Annotated in this window: 20 protein-coding genes and 1 tRNA gene; 10 read left to right on the top strand and 11 right to left on the bottom strand. The window is 51.4% G+C overall.

Annotation, left to right across the window (positions count from 1 at the left end):
* The first annotated feature begins 53 nt into the window (after positions 1-53).
* A complete protein-coding gene (locus FEK47_RS22385) occupies positions 54-407 on the top strand; it encodes a DUF4156 domain-containing protein (protein WP_000558209.1) in 354 nt (117 codons plus the stop codon).
* Between the two features lie 202 nt (positions 408-609).
* Here the strand turns inward: FEK47_RS22385 and FEK47_RS22380 are convergent, their stop codons facing one another.
* Both FEK47_RS22380 and epmB read right to left on the bottom strand, forming a co-directional pair.
* Positions 610-1479, bottom strand: a complete 870-nt coding sequence (locus FEK47_RS22380) for a YjeJ family protein (protein ID WP_138183377.1) — start codon at positions 1477-1479, stop codon at positions 610-612.
* 381 nt (positions 1480-1860) lie between these two features.
* Positions 1861-2889, bottom strand: coding sequence for an EF-P beta-lysylation protein EpmB (gene epmB, locus FEK47_RS22375; protein WP_130221786.1), 1029 nt, complete (start codon positions 2887-2889; stop codon positions 1861-1863).
* A 41-nt stretch (positions 2890-2930) separates the two neighbouring features.
* Between epmB and efp the strand changes: the two genes are divergently transcribed.
* The 4 genes from efp to sugE all read left to right on the top strand — a co-directional run bounded on the left by efp (position 2931) and on the right by sugE (position 4605).
* On the top strand, positions 2931-3497 hold the full coding sequence (efp, locus tag FEK47_RS22370; RefSeq protein WP_000257278.1) for an elongation factor P: 567 nt from the start codon (positions 2931-2933) through the stop codon (positions 3495-3497).
* A 50-nt stretch (positions 3498-3547) separates the two neighbouring features.
* Complete coding sequence (gene ecnA / locus FEK47_RS22365) at positions 3548-3673, top strand: lipoprotein antitoxin entericidin A (RefSeq protein ID WP_135486764.1); 126 nt, start codon at positions 3548-3550, stop codon at positions 3671-3673.
* A gap of 111 nt (positions 3674-3784) precedes the next feature.
* Positions 3785-3931: a lipoprotein toxin entericidin B gene (gene ecnB, locus FEK47_RS22360; protein WP_000239596.1), complete on the top strand. Its 147-nt coding sequence runs from the start codon at positions 3785-3787 to the stop codon at positions 3929-3931.
* Positions 3932-4287: 356 nt separating this feature from the next.
* Entirely contained in the window at positions 4288-4605 is a 318-nt protein-coding gene (gene sugE / locus FEK47_RS22350; RefSeq protein WP_130205961.1) for a quaternary ammonium compound efflux SMR transporter SugE, read from the top strand.
* Here sugE and blc read toward each other — a convergent pair.
* From blc to frdA, 6 genes are all read right to left on the bottom strand, one after another.
* Positions 4602-5135, bottom strand: coding sequence for a lipocalin Blc (gene blc / locus FEK47_RS22345; protein ID WP_130205963.1), 534 nt, complete (start codon positions 5133-5135; stop codon positions 4602-4604). The genes sugE and blc overlap by 4 nt on opposite strands.
* 87 nt (positions 5136-5222) lie before the next feature.
* Positions 5223-6365 carry a BlaEC family class C beta-lactamase gene (locus tag FEK47_RS22340; RefSeq protein WP_135486762.1) on the bottom strand — a complete coding sequence of 381 codons (1143 nt, stop codon included), beginning with the start codon at positions 6363-6365 and terminating at the stop codon, positions 5223-5225.
* Positions 6366-6427: 62 nt separating this feature from the next.
* Positions 6428-6787 carry a fumarate reductase subunit FrdD gene (frdD, locus tag FEK47_RS22335; RefSeq protein ID WP_001299198.1) on the bottom strand — a complete coding sequence of 120 codons (360 nt, stop codon included), beginning with the start codon at positions 6785-6787 and terminating at the stop codon, positions 6428-6430.
* Between the two features lie 10 nt (positions 6788-6797).
* Entirely contained in the window at positions 6798-7193 is a 396-nt protein-coding gene (gene frdC / locus FEK47_RS22330; protein WP_001568431.1) for a fumarate reductase subunit FrdC, read from the bottom strand.
* A gap of 10 nt (positions 7194-7203) precedes the next feature.
* Positions 7204-7938: a fumarate reductase iron-sulfur protein gene (gene frdB, locus FEK47_RS22325; protein WP_064525766.1), complete on the bottom strand. Its 735-nt coding sequence runs from the start codon at positions 7936-7938 to the stop codon at positions 7204-7206.
* Positions 7931-9739, bottom strand: a complete 1809-nt coding sequence (frdA, locus tag FEK47_RS22320) for a fumarate reductase (quinol) flavoprotein subunit (RefSeq protein ID WP_130205969.1) — start codon at positions 9737-9739, stop codon at positions 7931-7933. The genes frdB and frdA overlap by 8 nt, the downstream gene beginning before the upstream one ends.
* 324 nt (positions 9740-10063) lie before the next feature.
* Between frdA and epmA the strand changes: the two genes are divergently transcribed.
* The 3 genes from epmA (at position 10064) to FEK47_RS22305 (ending at position 13175) form a co-directional block, all read left to right on the top strand.
* Positions 10064-11041, top strand: coding sequence for an elongation factor P--(R)-beta-lysine ligase (gene epmA / locus FEK47_RS22315; protein ID WP_000004771.1), 978 nt, complete (start codon positions 10064-10066; stop codon positions 11039-11041).
* A gap of 219 nt (positions 11042-11260) precedes the next feature.
* Complete coding sequence (gene yjeM, locus FEK47_RS22310; protein WP_130258495.1) at positions 11261-12763, top strand: glutamate/gamma-aminobutyrate family transporter YjeM; 1503 nt, start codon at positions 11261-11263, stop codon at positions 12761-12763.
* 97 nt (positions 12764-12860) lie between these two features.
* Positions 12861-13175: a YjeO family protein gene (locus FEK47_RS22305; protein WP_138183376.1), complete on the top strand. Its 315-nt coding sequence runs from the start codon at positions 12861-12863 to the stop codon at positions 13173-13175.
* A gap of 30 nt (positions 13176-13205) precedes the next feature.
* Here the strand turns inward: FEK47_RS22305 and mscM are convergent, their stop codons facing one another.
* From mscM to rsgA, 3 genes are all read right to left on the bottom strand, one after another.
* Positions 13206-16529, bottom strand: coding sequence for a miniconductance mechanosensitive channel MscM (gene mscM / locus FEK47_RS22300; RefSeq protein WP_135486761.1), 3324 nt, complete (start codon positions 16527-16529; stop codon positions 13206-13208).
* 21 nt (positions 16530-16550) lie between these two features.
* Positions 16551-17519, bottom strand: coding sequence for an archaetidylserine decarboxylase (asd, locus tag FEK47_RS22295; RefSeq protein WP_135486760.1), 969 nt, complete (start codon positions 17517-17519; stop codon positions 16551-16553).
* Positions 17520-17615: 96 nt separating this feature from the next.
* The gene (gene rsgA / locus FEK47_RS22290; RefSeq protein ID WP_130205979.1) at positions 17616-18668 is read right to left on the bottom strand and encodes a small ribosomal subunit biogenesis GTPase RsgA; all 1053 of its coding nucleotides are present in this window, start codon (positions 18666-18668) and stop codon (positions 17616-17618) included.
* A gap of 94 nt (positions 18669-18762) precedes the next feature.
* Here rsgA and orn point away from each other — a divergent pair, with 94 nt between their 5' ends.
* Positions 18763-19308, top strand: a complete 546-nt coding sequence (gene orn, locus FEK47_RS22285; RefSeq protein ID WP_064525781.1) for an oligoribonuclease — start codon at positions 18763-18765, stop codon at positions 19306-19308.
* Positions 19309-19518: 210 nt separating this feature from the next.
* Positions 19519-19594: transfer RNA gene (locus FEK47_RS22280), tRNA-Gly, on the top strand.
* The last annotated feature ends 176 nt before the right edge of the window (positions 19595-19770 follow it).

Raw genomic sequence — 19770 nt, 5'->3', positions numbered from 1 at the left:
TTCAGACACGGACGACGCGAGTTGCGTCCAGCTCATTGATTATGGGGAATAACATGCACGTAAAATACTTAGCAGGGATTGTCGGTGCCGCGCTACTGATGGCGGGTTGTAGCTCCAGCAACGAATTGAGCGCTGCCGGACAGAGCGTTCGCATCGTGGACGAGCAACCAGGTGCAGAGTGCCAGCTGATAGGTACTGCTACTGGTAAGCAAAGTAACTGGCTTTCCGGACAACACGGTGAAGAGGGCGGTTCTATGCGTGGTGCGGCAAACGATCTGCGCAACCAGGCGGCAGCAATGGGCGGTAACGTGATTTATGGTATCAGCAGCCCGTCGCAGGGCATGTTGTCCAGCTTTGTCCCGACTGACAGCCAGATTATCGGTCAGGTATATAAGTGCCCGAACTGATGGGATCCAGAGGCTGGGTGACAAACGTATAATTGCCTGATGCGCTTCGCTTATCAGGCCTACATCAGGCATTGCAACTGATTGAATGCTTGAGAATTTGTAGGCCGGATAAGGCGTTTACGCCGCATCCGGCATGATCAACGATCACGTTATCAGTCATTTCAGGCTGGATGGCTCCAGCCTCGCATTAGCAAAGATGGGATTATTTCGCCTGTGGTGCAGTTTTGCTGATGGATTGAACGCGTAGGTGATGCAGTGCGCGTAGGCATTGATCCTGGGTTAGTGGTTGGGCGTTATTGGCTGCCACAGTACGAACGTAGACCTGACACGGCACTCCAGCGAGCTTTTTCAGTCGAGGACTGAAATCAAGCATCCGGCGTGTAATAGCCTCAACTTCTTTACCCGCAGTCGCTTCACGCGTTTTTACTACTGCACCACTAAATTGCTCTTTGCCACCTTCATCTTTAAAGCGATAAAGTACGGCCAGATAATGACTAAACAGATTATGTTTCCATTCTGGTTGGGAATAGGTGTCATATTCCAGATTACCATCATCCTGGCAGTCGACATCATATAACGGCAGGAAATCTAACAACGATGTAATACGTAACGCCAGTTCACGCATTTCTGCATTATTAATTGCATGAATGATTGCTCGCGCCAGCATTTCAATCTGCAACTCATTGACCACTAATTCGCATTTGCTGCCATCATGTAGCGTTAATGCGAAATTAAGATTTTCGCCCTGATTATCGGTAAGTTCCAGCGTGTTAACCCGGCGATTAATATCGGCATTTTTAAGCTCATCAACCAGAATTTCCGGGATGTTTTCTGCCATTTTCTTAATGACTTTATCGCGAGCTTGCTCATACTGAAGGCGTGCATCAGCATCCAGTTTATGCTTTTGATGCAGACGACTTTCCAGCGCAATCAGCATGTCACGCAGTTCCATTACAGACATGAAGAACAACGATTCTTTATTGCGAGGCTCTTTTATTTTCAGCGCCAGTGCAATGAAATTATTACTCTTGCGAATAACACCGGTATTAACACCCTTGATGCTTATGGCCATGTAGGTTCTCCCTAACCATTTCTCAATAAAATAATTAATTTCAATTTATAAGCCAGATAAATGGGCTTGGTAATAATCGTTGTTAAAATAACATAAATAGCAGTGCTCACTCTATATAAACAGAAAAGAAAGGTTAATTATTGATGTCAGCTATATAAATAATAAAAATAGCAATACATATGAATAATTAATGGTTATGCAACGGGCAAAGATTAAACTTCCCTGTTTAATGAGAGATCGCTGTACTCGTGTTCGTTGCTCTTGCCGGATGCGGCGTAAACGCCTTATCCGGCCTACAGTTCATTGAGTTTCAATGCACGATGTAGGCCTGATAAGCGAAGCGCATCAGGCAATTTTCTGTTTAACTTCCCTGTTAATCAGTTATTGCTGACGTAGCTGGAGATCCAGCGGCGTTTTGCTCGGTTCGCCACCAATCTCACGCGCCAGTTTCGGCACGAGATATCCCGACACCAGTGTCAGCAACTCACGCATGATCTGCCGTGCTTCATCATCACTCACCATAAAATGCGCCGCGCCCTGTACTTTATCGAGCACATGCAGGTAATAGGGCATCACGCCCGCATCGAACAACGCATTACTCAGGTTTGCCAGCGTTTGCGCGTTGTCATTCACGCCACGTAACAGAACGCTCTGGTTCAACAAAGTAACGCCCACACGGCGCAATTTAGCCATCGCCTGACGGAACGTTTCATCTACCTCATTGGCGTGGTTGATGTGATTCACCAGCAAGATTTGCAGCGTAGAACGGGCAAAGCGTTCAACCAGCGCCTCTGTGATGCGTGCCGGGATCACAATCGGCAGACGGCTGTGGATACGCAGACGTTTGATATGTGGGATGGCTTCCAGTTGCGTTAATAACCAGTCCAGTTCGTGATCTTTCGCCATCAGCGGATCGCCGCCGGAGAAAATAATTTCGTCCAGTTCCGGATGCGCCGCAACATACTCAAGTGCCGTCTTCCAGTTTCGCTTGTTGCCCTGATTTTCGGCATACGGGAAGTGGCGACGGAAGCAATAGCGGCAATTTACCGCGCAGCCGCCTTTGACCAGCAATAGCGCCCGGTTGTGGTATTTATGCAACAAACCAGGCACTACGCTGTGTTGTTCTTCCAGCGGGTCGGTGGAGAATCCGGGCGCGACGACAAACTCATCTTGCGAGGTAAGTACCTGACGCAAAAGTGGATCGTCTGGATTGCCTTTCTCCATGCGATCGATAAATGAGCGGGGCACGCGCAGGGCAAACAGCTTTTTGGCGCTGCGTCCGGCCAACAGTTTTTCGTCCGCGTCTATATTCAAAAGACGCAGAAGTTCATCAGGATCGGTCACAACATCGGCAAGTTGCGCTAACCAATCTTCTCTGGATGGGGTATTTAGGGTTACAATATGCGCCATTTTGTGGCTTAGCTACCAATTAACAAATTTCAGAGGGCCTTATGGCAACGTACTATAGCAACGATTTTCGTGCTGGTCTTAAAATCATGTTAGATGGCGAACCTTACGCGGTTGAAGCCAGCGAATTCGTGAAACCAGGTAAAGGTCAGGCATTCGCTCGCGTTAAACTGCGTCGTCTGCTGACTGGCACTCGCGTAGAAAAAACTTTCAAATCTACCGATTCCGCTGAAGGCGCTGATGTTGTCGATATGAACCTGACTTACCTGTACAACGACGGTGAGTTCTGGCACTTCATGAACAACGAAACTTTCGAGCAGCTGTCTGCTGATGCAAAAGCAATTGGCGACAACGCTAAATGGCTGCTGGATCAGGCAGAGTGCATCGTAACTCTGTGGAATGGTCAGCCGATCTCCGTTACTCCGCCGAACTTCGTTGAACTGGAAATCGTTGATACCGATCCGGGTCTGAAAGGTGATACCGCAGGTACTGGCGGCAAACCGGCTACCCTGTCTACTGGCGCTGTGGTTAAAGTTCCGCTGTTCGTACAGATCGGCGAAGTCATCAAAGTGGATACCCGCTCTGGTGAATACGTATCTCGCGTGAAGTAATGCGGTTGTGGTGCGGCCTGCTGGCTGCACCATCACTTTTCAGGTCAGAGATGATGAAACACCTTATCCTTCTTGTTTTGCTTGCCAGCACGCTGCTCACGGGCTGTAACACCGCTCGCGGTTTCGGCGAAGACATCAAACATCTCGGTAATTCCATCTCCCGCGCTGCCAGCTAATTTATTCTTCACTTCCGAAAAATCATCAGATTTCCGTCATTTTTGGTGATGTTGTCTATTATTAATTTGCTATAGGCAAACACAAATAACATTACCTAAAAGGAAGACGTTATGGTGAAGAAGACAATTGCAGCGATCTTTTCTGTTCTGGTGCTTTCAACAGTATTGACTGCCTGCAACACCACGCGTGGCGTTGGTGAAGATATCTCCGACGGCGGTAACGCGATTTCTGGTGCAGCGACGAAAGCGCAGCAATAAGCAATAACGGTACGGCAGTTTTGTCGTGCCGTTGATACTGATGACAAAGGCAAAATTGCCTGATGCGCTACGCTTATCAGACCTACATAGTCCATGCAATATATTGAATTTGAACGATTTTGTAGGTTGGATAAGGCGTTAACGCCGCATCCGGTATAAACAACTGACACTTTGTCAACAATCTGTAACGGTACGACAAGTTTGTCGTGCCGTTTATTTTTTCAGCGATAGTCACTAAGGTAATAGTTGAAATTCCCCTGCCACCAGGCAAAATATCCGTTCAACCATCAGCTTTGCAGGACGACCTGCAAACGCTTCTTTTCACCGGGGACGGCCCCATTTCTCCGGAGTTTTATATGTCCTGGATTATCTTATTTATTGCTGGGTTGCTGGAAGTCGTCTGGGCTGTTGGCCTGAAATATACCCACGGCTTTAGTCGTTTGACGCCAAGTGTTATTACCGTGACGGCGATGATTGTCAGTATGGCGCTGCTCGCCTGGGCGATGAAGTCATTACCTGTAGGGACGGCTTATGCTGTCTGGACGGGGATTGGCGCAGTCGGCGCGGCTATCACCGGCATTGTGCTGCTCGGCGAGTCCGCTAACCCGATGCGCCTGGCGAGTCTGGCGTTAATTGTGGTGGGAATTATTGGTCTGAAACTCAGCACTCACTAACTACCGGGCTGCTGTACCCAAATAAACTTACTAACATCAAACCCTTCCCGGGTTGCGACTGCCAGCATCTCCTGTTTAACTTCGTCAGAAATGGTTGGCGTGCGAGAGAGTATCCACAGGTAGTCGCGGTCCGGGCCGCAAACCAGCGCGTGGCGGTACTCCCGGTCGAGCGCGATGACATTATAACCGCCGTAGAATGGCCCAAAGAACGACACTTTCAGGGCTGCGCGACGCGGATCTCCAGTAAAGTAGGCTTTTCCTTCACTCTGCTGCCACATCTCTCTGTCTGGGTTATAGCCTTTATTAATGACATTCAGGCCGCCGTCATCCCGCAGGCTATACGTCGCGGTCACTTTCTCCAGCCCGCGTTCAAAACGGTGATCAAAACGGGCAATCTCATACCATGTACCCAGATAGCGTTTGGTATCGAAATTATTTACCACGGTCACGCCACGCGGTGGTGTGGGAGAACTACAGGCAACCACCAGAAATGCAGCTGTCGCTGCGGCAACGAGAGGGAGCAGGCGCATAGATGTTTCCTTACTGGTTTTTTCTAAGTGTAGATGACAGCAAGGAAATGCGAAGAAAAGGTCCGAAAATTCGGACCCGATGAAATTTTACTGCAGAGCGTTGAGAATCTGCCAGGCGGCTGTAACTCTCGCTGGATTAGGATAATTTTTGTTAGCCAGCATCACAATACCCAGCTCTTTTTCTGGGATAAACGCGACATAGCTACCAAATCCGCCGGTCGCACCTGTTTTATGCACCCATGATGACCGTACAGCAGGAGCAGGGGGCGTAATCGCTTTTACTGGGCTTGTCGCCAGCGCAATTTTACTGTCGCTGCCATTGATGATGCTGTCAGGATTTACCGGCCAGTCCAGCATTTCCCAGCCCAGGCCCTGATACATATCGCCGGTTTGCCAGTAGCGAGATTGTGCCAGTTGTATCCCTTGCTGAAGTGTTTTGTCGTTGATATCACGGGGATTCATATTGCTTCGTACCCAGCGGGCCATATCTTCAATCGTCGATTTTACACCGTAAGCTTCAGCATCCAGCGCCCCTGGCGAAACATGCACTGCCTTACCTTCGCGATATCCCCAGGCGTAGTTCTTTTCTTCTGCGGGCGGCACATTAATCCACGTATGGTTGAGTTTGAGTGGCTGGAAAACACGAGTTTGCATCGCCTGTTCAAAGCTCAAACCAGACGGCTTCACAGCCAGTGCGCCGAACAAACCGATACTGGAGTTTGCATACAGACGTTGTGTTCCTGGCGCCCATGCAGGCTGCCAGTTTTGATAGAAGCGCAGCAAGTCGCTTGAGGATTTCACCTCATCCGGCACCTGTAACGGCAGGCCGCCAGCGGTGTAGGTTGCGAGATGTAATAGTGTGATCCCATTCCACTGTTTAGCGGTAAGTTCAGGCCAGTATTTTGTGACGGGATCGTTTAGATTGATTTCCCCTCGAGCAATAGCGTCGCCACCAAGCACGCCCGTAAATGTTTTACTGACCGAGCCTAACTCAAACAACGTTTGCTGCGTGACGGGCCGCTTTTTTGCCACATCCGCGTAGCCCCAGGTAAAGTAATAAGGCTTACCCTGATAAATCACTGCAACGGCCATGCCGGGGATGTTTTGTTGCTCAACAAGTGGGGTAATAGTGTGATGCACAATATCGTTGATTTGTTGTTCGCTGTGGGGCGCGGCAAGAGTGGAGCAAGAGACGGTAATCAGTAAGGCGCAAAGCGTCGTTTTAAGCATAAGGTCTGGTTTCCATACAAAACGGCCCGCCATAGGCGGGCCGGATTTACATTGGCGATACGTTAGATTGTAACGATACCAATCAGCGTGACAACTGTCAGGATAGCAGCCAGACCGTAGAAAACCCATTTGCCCGCAGGCACGTGAATTTTCAGATCGTGCATCGCGTGGTGCATACGGTGTAAACCACACCACAGCGGCAGGACGATCATCAGGAACAGGAATACGCGACCAATGAAGCTTTGCGCGAACGCCAGAACGCGTTCGTAGCTCAGTGCGTCACCCGGGAACAGACCCAGCGGCAGCAGAATGCCAACCAGCAGGATCATTACCGGCGCAATGATCGCACTCCACATACCACCGGCCCCGAAGAGGCCCCAGAATACCGGCTCGTCAGAACGCTTTGGATTTGGATTAATCATCTCAGGCTCCTTACCAGTACAGGGCAACAAACAGGATTACGATGGTGGCAACCACGGTTACCGCCCAGAGACTTTTGATAATTGGCTCTGGTCCCATTTTTTCGTCTTTTACAATGATATTGGCCGCTTTCGGTGCCAGTTCAAACCAGGTTTTGGTGTGCAGCAGGGCTGCCGCCAGAGTAATCAGGTTAATGATCACGATAACCGGGTTTTGTAAAAAGTCGACGAATCCCGCCCAGGTTTCCGGGCCATTTTTCAGGGCAAACAGCCCGAAAATCAGTTCAATGCTGAACCACACAGCCGGAACCGCTGTGCCTTCGCGCAGCATGTAAAAGCGATAAAACGGCAATTTTTTCCACCAGGTGGACGTCATTGGCCGTACATACGGTTTACGTTTAGTCGTCATGTTGCACTCCTTAGCGTGGTTTCAGGGTCGCGATAAGAAAGTCTTTTGAACTTTCTACTTTGCCCTGCTGAATGGCCGCAGCCGGATCGACGTGTTTCGGGCAGACTTCGGAGCAGTAGCCCACGAAAGTACAGCTCCATACGCCGTTCTGGCTGTTTAACTGCGCCATACGCTCCTTCTTACCGTGGTCGCGGCTATCTTCGTTATAACGATGTGCCAGCGTAATGGCAGCCGGACCGATGAACTCTGGGTTCAGGCCGAACTGCGGGCATGCGGCATAGCACAGACCACAGTTGATGCAACCGGAGAACTGGTGATACTTCGCCATCTGCGCCGGGGTCTGGATGTTAGTACCCTGATCCGCGGTGCGGGAGTTGCCGATGATGTACGGTTTGATCGCTTCCAGACTTTCGATGAAGTGGGTCATATCGACCACCAGATCGCGTTCAATCGGGAAGTTAGCTAACGCTTCAACCTTCATGCCGTTGGTGTAGTCACGCAGGAAGGTTTTACATGCCAGTTTCGGCACGTTGTTAACCATCATGCCGCAGGAGCCACAAATCGCCATACGGCAGGACCAGCGGTAGCTCAGGTCCGGCGCAAGGTTGTCTTTGATATAGCCCAGCGCATCCAGCAATGAGGTGGTTTCATCATAAGGCACTTCATAGAATGCGCTATGCGGTGCGGTATCGACTTCCGGGTTATAACGCACCACCTCAATTTTCAGGTTTTTCATCTCAGCCATTCGCCTTCTCCTTCTTATTGGCTGCTTCCGCCTTATCGGCTGCATCCGCTTCGCCACCGTACATGCGTTTGGCCGGCGGCAGCTTAGTAATTTTCACGTCGCTGTACTCCAGGCGAGTAGTGCCATCAGCATCGCGGAAGGCGAGGGTGTGTTTGAGGAAGTTGATGTCGTCACGCTCAGTGCAACCTTCGTCCAGACGCTGGTGCGCGCCGCGGGACTCTTTACGTGCCATTGCGGAGTGCGCCATACATTCGGCAACGTTCAGACCGTGGCCCAACTCAATGGTGTAAAGCAGGTCGGTGTTGAACACGCTGGAAGTGTCGGTGATGCGAACGCGCTTGAAGCGTTCCTGCAGTTCCGCCAGCTTGTCGATGGTTTTCTGCATCAGTTCCGGCGTACGGTAGATACCGCAGCCTTCTTCCATGGCCAGGCCCATTTCGTCGCGGATCTTCGCCCAGTTTTCGCCGCCGTCCTGGTTAACCAGATCTTTCAGACGCTGTTCAACGCCAGCAACCTGGGCATTGATCGCGGCATCGTTGCCATTACCGGCAGTAGATGCGCGCTCCATTGCTTGCTCACCGGCCAGACGACCAAAGACCACCAGTTCCGCCAGGGAGTTGGAGCCCAGACGGTTTGCGCCGTGCAGACCTACAGAGGAACATTCGCCCACGGCGAACAGGCCCTTAATGCGGGTTTCGCAGTTCTGATCGGTTTCGATACCACCCATGGTGTAGTGCGCGGTCGGACGTACCGGAATCGGTTCTTTAACCGGATCGACGCCAACATAAGCTTTCGCCAGTTCACAGATGAACGGCAGACGTTCGTGCAGTTTTTTCTCGCCCAGGTGACGCAGGTCGAGGTAAACCACATCGCCACGCGGCGTGGAGATGGTGTTGCCTTTACGCCATTCGTGCCAGAAGGCCTGAGAAACTTTGTCGCGTGGACCCAGTTCCATATATTTGTTTTTCGGCTCGCCCAGCGGAGTTTCCGGGCCCATGCCGTAATCTTGCAGATAACGGTAGCCATTTTTGTTGACCAGAATACCGCCTTCACCGCGGCAGCCTTCGGTCATCAGGATACCGGAGCCAGGCAGACCGGTTGGGTGATACTGAACGAACTCCATATCACGCAGCGGAACACCGTGGCTCAGCGCCATCCCCATACCGTCGCCAGTAACGATGCCGCCGTTGGTATTGTAACGATAAACACGGCCAGCGCCGCCGGTTGCCATCACCACTGCGTTAGCACGGATCTGCACCAGCGTACCTTCCATCATGTTCATTGCCACCAGGCCGCGAACATGACCATCATCAACCAGAATATCCAGCACGAAATGTTCGTCAAAACGCTGGATCTGCGGGAATTGCAGAGAGGTCTGGAACAGAGTGTGAAGCATATGGAAGCCGGTCTTATCTGCGGCGAACCAGGTACGCTCGATTTTCATGCCGCCGAAGCGACGTACGTTCACGCTACCATCCGGGCGACGGCTCCATGGGCATCCCCACAGTTCCAGTTGGGTCATTTCGGTTGGGCAGTGGTGGACGAAATAATCCACAACATCCTGCTCACATAACCAGTCGCCACCCGCTACTGTATCGTTAAAGTGATAATCGAAGCTGTCATGATCCTGCGCGACAGCGGCGGAGCCACCTTCTGCAGCAACGGTATGGCTGCGCATTGGGTATACTTTTGAGATTAGTGCGATTTTTGCATTCGGATTTGCCTGCGCGGCAGCAATTGCAGCACGTAATCCCGCGCCACCGGCACCTACAATGGCAAGATCGGCTTGAAAGGTTTGCACGACATTCCTCCAGATTGTTTTTATCCCACATCCACGTACTTCAGGGTAAGTGCCTGAAAGTTACGGTCTGCGAACGCTATTCCACTGCTCCTTTATAGGTACAACAGTATAGTCTGATGGATAAGTCTGAAATTTGACGAGATCGATTTTTTTAGTGCGCAAGGGGGCTAAATTATCACTGAAGATGATTAATTTAATTACTAAACCATCAGATTGTGGTTTTTTTAGTCACCCCCCCTTGCTGAATGATTCCTGCGTAAAATTTGTCTCGCCGTCGCGTTGCGAGTAGACTTCGTGCCCTTGTTAAAAACTGGAGATTTCACTATGAGCGAAACGGCATCCTGGCAGCCGAGCGCATCCATTCCTAACTTATTAAAACGCGCGGCGATTATGGCGGAGATCCGTCGTTTCTTTGCCGATCGTGGAGTGCTGGAGGTGGAGACGCCTTGTATGAGCCAGGCGACGGTAACCGATATTCATTTGGTCCCGTTTGAGACACGTTTCGTTGGCCCCGGACACTCTCAGGGGATGAATCTCTGGTTAATGACCAGCCCTGAATATCACATGAAACGCCTGCTGGTTGCCGGTTGTGGCCCAGTATTCCAGCTGTGCCGCAGCTTCCGTAATGAAGAGATGGGGCGTTATCACAACCCTGAGTTCACGATGCTGGAGTGGTATCGGCCGCATTATGATATGTACCGGTTGATGAACGAAGTTGACGATCTTCTGCAGCAAGTGCTGGATTGTCCGGCTGCAGAAAGCCTTTCTTATCAGCAAGCCTTCTTACGTTATCTGGAAATTGATCCGCTCTCAGCTGATAAAACGCAGCTGCGGGAAGTGGCGGCGAAACTGGATCTGAGCAACGTTGCCGATACCGAAGAAGATCGCGATACACTGCTGCAGTTGCTGTTTACCTTTGGTGTGGAACCGAACATTGGTAAAGAAAAACCGACCTTTGTTTATCATTTCCCTGCCAGTCAGGCATCACTGGCGCAAATCAGTACCGAAGATCATCGGGTCGCAGAGCGCTTCGAGGTTTACTACAAAGGTATTGAGCTGGCGAATGGTTTCCACGAATTAACGGACGCCCGTGAACAGCAACAACGCTTTGAGCAGGATAACCGCAAACGTGCGGCGCGTGGTTTACCGCAGCATCCAATTGACCAAAACCTCATAGAAGCTCTGAAAGTCGGTATGCCTGACTGCTCCGGCGTGGCTCTGGGCGTTGATCGTCTGGTGATGTTGGCGCTGGGCGCGGAGACGCTTGCGGAAGTGATTGCCTTTAGCGTTGACCGGGCATAATTCTGAAAAATCATCTAATTAACCGCACAGAATGGCGTTGTAACGCCATTCTGTAGCAGATGTTTTCATTTTTCCTGCTGAAGGCCACAATTTAAGACTGGATATTTGCTATCATCCAGGTATCAATTCTGTATGGTTTTTTATTGCGGCCCGTCAATCGATGGGTAGTGCAGTTCAGTGCGCGCGTTTTATACATGTGCTAACACGAAGGATAATTTCATGCCTCACACGATAAAAAAGATGAGTCTGATAGGGCTCATATTGATGATCTTTACTTCAGTATTTGGGTTTGCCAATAGCCCGGCAGCTTATTATTTAATGGGGTATAGTGCGATTCCCTTTTATATATTTTCTGCATTATTATTTTTTATACCATTTGCCTTAATGATGGCAGAGATGGGCGCGGCGTATCGCAAAGAAGAAGGCGGCATCTATTCCTGGATGAATAATAGTGTCGGACCACGTTTCGCCTTTATCGGCACATTTATGTGGTTTTCCTCTTATATCATCTGGATGGTGAGTACCTCAGCTAAAGTCTGGGTACCATTTTCTACGTTCCTCTACGGTACCGATATGACTCAGCACTGGCGCATTGCTGGCCTGGAGCCAACGCAGGTGGTGGGTCTGCTGGCGGTGGCATGGATGATCCTGGTTACCGTGGTTGCTTCAAAAGGGATTAATAAAATTGCTCGTATTACTGCAGTAGGTGGTATTGCAGTAATGTGTCTTAATTTAGTATTACTGTTAGTGAGCATTGCCATTTTGTTATTAAATGGTGGCCATTTTGCACAGGATATTAATTTCGTGGTATCGCCGAATCCAGGATATCAATCCGGTCTGGCGATGTTATCGTTTGTGGTATTTGCCATTTTCGCTTACGGCGGAATTGAAGCAGTTGGTGGTCTGGTAGATAAAACAGAAAACCCAGAAAAGAACTTTGCCAAAGGTATTGTTTTTGCCGCTATTGTTATTTCAATCGGTTATTCACTGGCGATATTTTTATGGGGCGTCAGCACTAACTGGCAGCAGGTATTAAGTAATGGTTCCGTTAACCTCGGCAATATTACCTATGTGCTGATGAAAAGCCTGGGGATGACGCTGGGTAACGTGCTGCATTTGTCACCTGAGGCGTCATTGTCGCTGGGCGTATGGTTTGCGCGTATTACCGGGCTTTCGATGTTCCTGGCTTACACCGGCGCGTTCTTTACACTTTGCTACTCGCCACTAAAAGCGATCATCCAGGGTACGCCGAAAGCGTTATGGCCGGAACCGATGACGCGCCTGAACGCCATGGGCATGCCGTCTATCGCCATGTGGATGCAGTGCGGGCTGGTTACTGTCTTCATCCTGCTGGTTTCGTTTGGCGGTGGTACCGCATCAGCGTTCTTTAACAAGCTGACGCTGATGGCGAACGTTTCCATGACGCTTCCCTATCTGTTCCTTGCGCTGGCTTTCCCATTCTTTAAAGCACGTCAGGATCTCGACAGACCATTTGTGATTTTCAAAACACACATGTCGGCAACGATCGCGACAGTGGTGGTGGTACTGGTGGTGACGTTTGCGAACGTTTTCACCATTATCCAGCCAGTGGTTGAAGCCGGAGACTGGGATAGCACATTGTGGATGGTTGGCGGCCCTGTCTTCTTCTCGCTGTTAGCGATGGCGATTTACCAGAATTATTGCAGCAGAGTGGCAAAAAATCCGCAGTGGGTGGCTGAGTAATCAGATGCCCTATCGTCGGCCTGACGATAGGGCGTAATGACAGGGAATGAGTGGGATTTCGTATGCGCTATAGCGAAATTAAACTACGGGTTATCTCATGAGTGCGCGCATGTTTGTCTTGTGCTGCATCTGGTTTGTTGTGGCGATCCTCTGGATACTCATCACTTCCACGCTGGACAAAGAGTGGATGATTGATGAAGGCGGGGTTAAAAACATCTGCGATGTGCTGGAGTATCTGGAAAATGACGATACCCGTGATGTCGGTGTGATATTGACGTTGCCGCTCTTTTTCCCTTTTCTCTGGTTCGCGCTGCGGCGAAAAAAAGGCGGCTGGTTTATGTACGTCACCGCACTTGCGATCTTCGGCTATTGGCTGTGGCAGTTTTTCCTGCGCTATCAGTTTTGTTTGTGAGCCGGATGGGTTCATCCGGCCACAAAGACCTTACAAACTTCCCGCCTGGCGACCTTTACCCGCAGAAGTTAATGTTCTCCCCGTTTGTTTACCATTCAGGCTTTCCAGACGCATCTGGAAGGGCGGGAATGGCATATCAATACCGTGGGCGTGGAAGCCCGCCAGAATTAGTTGATGGATTTCATGGCGCAGCGGCATGCGGTGACCCATTTCTGCGGCGTAAATACGCAGCTCGAAAATCTGGATCCCTTGCTGTAGATCCACCAGGAAGACTTCCGGCGCCGGATTGTCGATCACCAGCGAGCAGCGGCGCGCAGCGGTGAGCAAGATTTCCGTCACTTCTTCACTGTTAGCATCGGCAGGGGCCGGAATCGTCAACACCACGCGCGTGACCGAGTCAGAGAGCGACCAGTTGATAAACTGCTCAGTAATAAACGCCTTGTTCGGCACGATAATTTCTTTGCGGTCCCAGTCGCTGATGGTGGTGGCGCGGGTGTTAATTTTCGTCACGCTACCGGTAAGATCGCGGATCGTTACCGTATCGCCAATGCGAATCGGTTTTTCGAACAGGATAATCAGGCCAGAGATAAAGTTGGCGAAAATTTCCTGCAAACCAAAACCGAGACCAACACCGAGCGCGGCGACCAGCCACTGCAATTTCGACCACTCAATACCAATCATCGAGAAGCCGACCAGCCCACCAATCAGCATCAACAGGTATTTGGTGATGGTGGTGATGGCGTAGCCCGTACCCGGCGTTAAATCGAGATGCTGCAAGATTGCCAGTTCCAGCAGCGCGGGCAGATTGCGCACCAGTTGCGTGGTGATGATGAACACCAGAATGGCAATCAGCACCGCGCCGAGGGTGATCGGCTCCAGGCTTTCCACGCCCTGTACCGTGGAAGTGACATCCCACAGCGAAATATTTTCGAGGAAGCCGAAAGCGGAATGGATTTCTGACCACAGCACAATGACCGAAAGCAAGGCGATCAACATCAAAATTGAGCGCACCAGCCGCAAGGATTGCGCACTGATAGCATCGAGATCGACTTCGCTTTCATCGACTTCAATTGCCCCTTCCGGGCTACTGTGATGATGCGCTTCCTCTTCGCCACGCGCTCGCTGCGCTAACATCTCTGCCCGGCGATGCTTCGCCCGGTCAAACGCCAGTCTGCGTCGCTGGATTAGCATCCAGCGGCGGATAACGTGATAAACCACCAACAGCAGGAACCAGATGGCGACCGAGGTTTCAAGCCTTGCTAACAGTGCCTGTGCCGTTGCCAGGTAACCGACTGCCGCTGCCAGAATAGCGACCAACGGCGCGCCAATCATCATGTTCCACAGCATATGGTTGGTAATGTTGTCGCCGCTGCCTTCTTTGTTGAGATACAGCGGAATCCCGGCCTTTTTCAGGCTGAGGGTGACCACTGCCAGTGCACCGCAAATGAGGATGAAGCAAAGACGTCCCAGCGAACCGGAAAACTCGCGGTCGTCGAGATTATCGAACATCATCAGCGCCATAATCAGCGGCACAATAAGCCCGATGCTCATCAGGTAGTAGCGCATCCCGCGGGAAACACGTTCGCGCGGCCAGCCAAAATGGGCAATAAACAAGCCGTTAGGGCGGGCAAAGGTGGCGCAAATCATCACTACCCACAGCAGCGGCACGGTGGCCGTTACGCCATCGCCAATCGCTACCGCCAACGGATAAGGCCACGCCTCGCGCAAGCCGTAACCCAGAGTCATCCACAGCACCGGCAGCGGTGACGCGACGAGAATCGACCAGAAAAGAGTGCGTAACGTCAGCCAGAAGTGATCCTGAGTCACTTTGCCGACTTTCGCCGCCGAACGTTCGAGAAAACGGGTGAAATAGCGGCGCGAGTAGATACTGCAACCGACCAGAATCAACGCGCCAAACAGCGGCAAAATCGTCTCTTTGCTGGTCAGCATCATGATGCTGGCTTTACCTAACTGACTGAAGGTGTCCAGCGAAATGAGACGACGCAGATCCTGGGCGATCTCCAGTGGCCAGGCGATGGTCATCGGGCGCACGTCAGAGGTCCAGAACAGATAGCGGTGCGTCGCTTCGTTCACCTCTTTCAGCGCATCTTCTAGCTGCCCGTTGGAGACTTTCAGCTTGGTCAGTTCCAGCAGTAGCGTGTCGCCACCCTGCAACAATGAGTTCAGCAACTCACGCTGAGTACGCAGTTGTGCTTCGAGAATACGGTTTTGCTCGGCGGTCAGCGGCTGACCGTCAGCCTGAAGGATTTGTCGCAGTTGCGGTTGTTTATTGAGTAGATCCTCATAGTGCAACCGTTGCACGCGCAACTGCGCCATTTCGGTATCAAGTTGTTGCGGTTTCGGCATTTCCGGCAGTCGTGCCACCTGCGCTCGCAACGCTTCGCCGAGCAGGTTGGACGCTCCCAGCCATTGTGACTGCTCGCGCAGGGTATTCAGCGCCTGCCGGACCTGTAATGTCTGGCTGGCAGCTTGACGCTGTTGCGAAGCGACGAGATCCATTCGCTGCGCCTGCTGATTCAGCGCTGCCGACAGTTCGCGGTTAATTTTGAATTGCGCGACGATATCTTTCGGTAAATCGGCACTGCTTTCTGCCAGCAGTTCGGTGCTTTCCAGCGCCCGCTCCGCCTCAAGCTGGCGTTGGCTGTTCAACTGATTACGTAAGGCCTGCAAATACGCATCCAGCTGCTGGCTCTCTTTTTCCGCCAGCTCAGAGCGCAAGCGCGCTAATTCCTGGCGGTTATTGGCAGACAGCTGCGCCAGCTCCAGTTCATCAACGAGCGCTTTCAGGCGTGCGGAGTCAGACTGTAACGCGAAATTTTGTGCCTGATTAAGCGGGGTATTGCCGGTAAGCGTTCCCAGGCGGCGCTCGATTTCATTTAACTGACGACGGGCATCGGTTTGCTGTTGCGGCAGTTGATTCAATGAATCCGCTATCTCGCGGGCGCGTTCCTGCTCTTGCTGGGCCTGACGGCTTTTATCCAGCAACTGACTGCTGACCTGGAGAATTTCCTGATTCAGCGCGTCGGTAGACATTCCCGGCGACACGCTGCGCGGCTCGTCACGCATGTTGTTTAATTGTGCGCGCAGAGTAGCAGAGAGTTTCGGATAATTATCAATGACTTCTTGGTATTGCTTGATGCGCTCAAGGGAACTTTTTCGTTCCTCAAGCGCATTTAAGGCAGACTGGAGCGCCTCTACGACTTCCGGCTGCACGGGTTTCGCCGCTTTTGCCTGCTCCAGTTCCTGGGTGATTTGTTTGCTATCGGGGGCCGTCGCGGCGTACGCCCCCCAACTGAGGCACCAGGCCATCAGAAAAGTGATAATCAGGCGCACGTCAGCGTTTCCTTTGATGGATTAGACCTGGTCTTTTTTATCGTCAACCAATGGGCTGGCGTCGTGTTCTGCTTCGATCTCTTCAGCAGGAAGCGGGGCAGGTTCAGCGTCTGGCGTAACAAAGGTTTCGGTAGATACTGCCAGCGGCTGGCCAATTTTCGTGACAGACAGGCTTTCCAGTTGCTCAATCAGATTCACTTTACCTGGTGCAAACAGGTTGATAACGGTAGAGCCAAGTTTAAAGCGACCCATTTCCTGGCCTTTCAGCAGCGCCACAGAACCGTCGTTTTCCCCGGCAGGCCAGGTCCAGCGCTTGATGATACCTTCGCGCGGCGGCGTAATGGTACCCGCCCAGACCGTCTCAATGCTGCCAACAATCGTCGCACCGACCAGAATCTGCGCCATCGGGCCAAATTCGGTATCGAACAGGCAGATCACGCGTTCGTTACGGGCAAACAGATTCGGCACGTTCTGAGCAGTGAGATGGTTAACGGAGAAGAGATCGCCCGGTACGTAGATCATCTCACGCAAAATACCGTTGCACGGCATGTGTACGCGGTGATAGTCACGCGGGGAGAGGTAAGTGGTCACAAACGTACCATTGCGGAAAAGATCCGCCATCAGATAGTTGCCCGCCAGCAGGGCTTCGAGGCTGTAATTGTGGCCTTTGGCTTGCAGGATTTTATCTTCTTCGATTTTACCTAACTGGCTGATAACGCCATCGGCAGGCATGACCAGTACATTCGGATCGGTATTGATTGGGCGTACTTCGTCACGCAGCGGACGGACAAAAAATTCGTTAAAGGTGCGGTAGCTGGCAGTATCCGGCTTCTGCGCCTCTTGCATGTCGACTTTGTAGTATTTAACGAACAGATCAATAACCAGTTTTGTCAGCCATCCTGCTCGCTTGCTTGCGCCCCAACCCGCCAGGCGAGTAAGCCATAGTTTCGGCAGAATGTACTGTAGCGAAAGTTTAAATGAATTTAACAAAGTAGCCTCCAGGCCATTGTTTTGTCGTTCCTGATCCGGCGTACATGCCGGATCCTGAAAAAAAGGGGACGATTCTAACGACGGTTAGCTTAATTGTCAGTCATCCGTATCAGAAAAGTTTTTACGCGTTTTTACCTGCGCCATGCTTTCCAGAATACGGTGATAGTTTTCGAAACGGGTTTCCGCGATTTTCCCTTCGTCAACGGCTTCACGGATAGCGCAGCCCGGATCGGTATCGTGTTTACAATCGCGGTATTTGCACAGACCTAAGTAGTCATGGAATTCGACAAAACCGTGAGTGATTTGTTCCGGCTCAAGATGCCAGAGTCCGAATTCGCGTACCCCAGGAGAATCAATCACATCGCCGCCGTGCGGGAAGTGATACAACCGAGCGGCAGTAGTGGTGTGCTGGCCCAGACCTGAGTTGTCAGAGACATCGTTGGTCAGGATCTCTTTTTGCAGCCCCAGCAACGCGTTCAGCAGGCTGGATTTGCCGACGCCAGATTGCCCGGCAAAAATGCTGATGCGTCCGGTCAATGCCTCTTCCAGCGGTTTCAGCCCATCCTGAGTATGGCTGGAAACCATCAATACGCGATAACCGATGTTGCGGTAGATATCCATCTGTTCGTTGACGAACGCCATGCCTTCGTCGTCCAACAGGTCTATCTTGTTGAGCACAATAATCGGCTCAATCTGCAAGGTTTCGCAGGCCACCAGGTAACGGTCGATGATATTGAGCGACAGCTCCGGCAAAATGGCGGAGACAATGACAATCTGGTCGATGTTGGCGGCGATGGGTTTCACGCCGTCGTAGAAATCCGGGCGTGTTAACACCGAGGTGCGCTCATGCACCGCTTCCACGATCCCTTTGACATTTACGCCTTCCGCTGCCGGTTTACCCGGACGCCAGACTACGCGGTCGCCGGTTACCAGTGAACGGATGGTGCGGCGAATATTGCAGCGGTGAACGTCGCCATCGGCGGATTCCACATCAGCGTGCATACCAAAGCGGCTGATGACGATACCTTCATCAGGTTCGCCAAACAGATTGTCGTCGTAGTCGGGCTTCTCCTTAGACGTTTTAAGACGACGCTGGTGATTGGCGTTCACGCGGCGCTGCTGGCCTTTGGAGAGTTTATTTTTACTCAATCGTACAGACTCCTGGTCGCCCCTGATGGGCAAAACATCTATGATACACGCAATTGTGGATCAATATAGTCACTGTGAATGGGTGGAAAATAGCATGAGTGCCAATGAAAACAACCTGATTTGGATCGATCTTGAGATGACCGGTCTGGATCCCGAGCGTGATCGCATTATTGAGATTGCCACGCTGGTGACCGATGCCAACCTGAATATTCTGGCAGAAGGGCCGACCATTGCAGTACATCAGTCTGATGAACAGCTGGCGTTGATGGATGACTGGAACGTGCGCACTCATACCGCCAGCGGGCTGGTGGAGCGCGTGAAAGCGAGCACGATGGGCGATCGTGAAGCAGAACTGGCGACGCTCGAATTTTTAAAACAGTGGGTGCCTGCGGGTAAATCGCCTATCTGCGGTAACAGCATCGGTCAGGATCGCCGCTTCCTTTTCAAATACATGCCGGAACTGGAATCGTACTTCCACTACCGCTATCTCGATGTCAGCACGCTGAAAGAGCTGGCGCGCCGCTGGAAGCCGGAAATTCTCGACGGTTTTACCAAGCAGGGGACGCATCAGGCGATGGATGATATCCGCGAATCAGTTGCGGAACTGGCTTACTACCGGGAGCACTTCATCAAGCTGTAAAATTTTCCCTGGTCACGTAACCGCTGGAATCCACTTGCGGCGGCGTGATTTTGACGCTAAATTGAACGCCTTGCTGATAATTTCAGCACTTGAGATAAAAATTCGAAAAATTTTTTTTAGGGGGGTTGCAGAGGGAAAGATTTCTCGTATAATGCGCCTCCCGTAACGACGCAGAAATGCGAAATTACGAAAGCAAAAATTAAGTAGTACGCGGGAATAGCTCAGTTGGTAGAGCACGACCTTGCCAAGGTCGGGGTCGCGAGTTCGAGTCTCGTTTCCCGCTCCAAAATTTGAAAAGTGCTGCAAAGCACAGACCACCCAATCGCAGTATTTCGAATTGCGACAAGGCGGCAACTGAACGAATTCTTGGAAGCTTGCAAAAGTAAGTGACTAAGGTGAGTGAAGGCAGCCAAGGCAGTAGCAGTTTGAAAGACGAAGATTAAGCGGGAATAGCTCAGTTGG

This window comes from Escherichia sp. E3659 (genome assembly GCF_005781135.1).
Classification (GTDB): domain Bacteria; phylum Pseudomonadota; class Gammaproteobacteria; order Enterobacterales; family Enterobacteriaceae; genus Escherichia.
The sequence above is the reverse complement of the archived record's forward strand: the minus strand, read 5'-3'. Positions and strand labels throughout refer to the sequence as shown.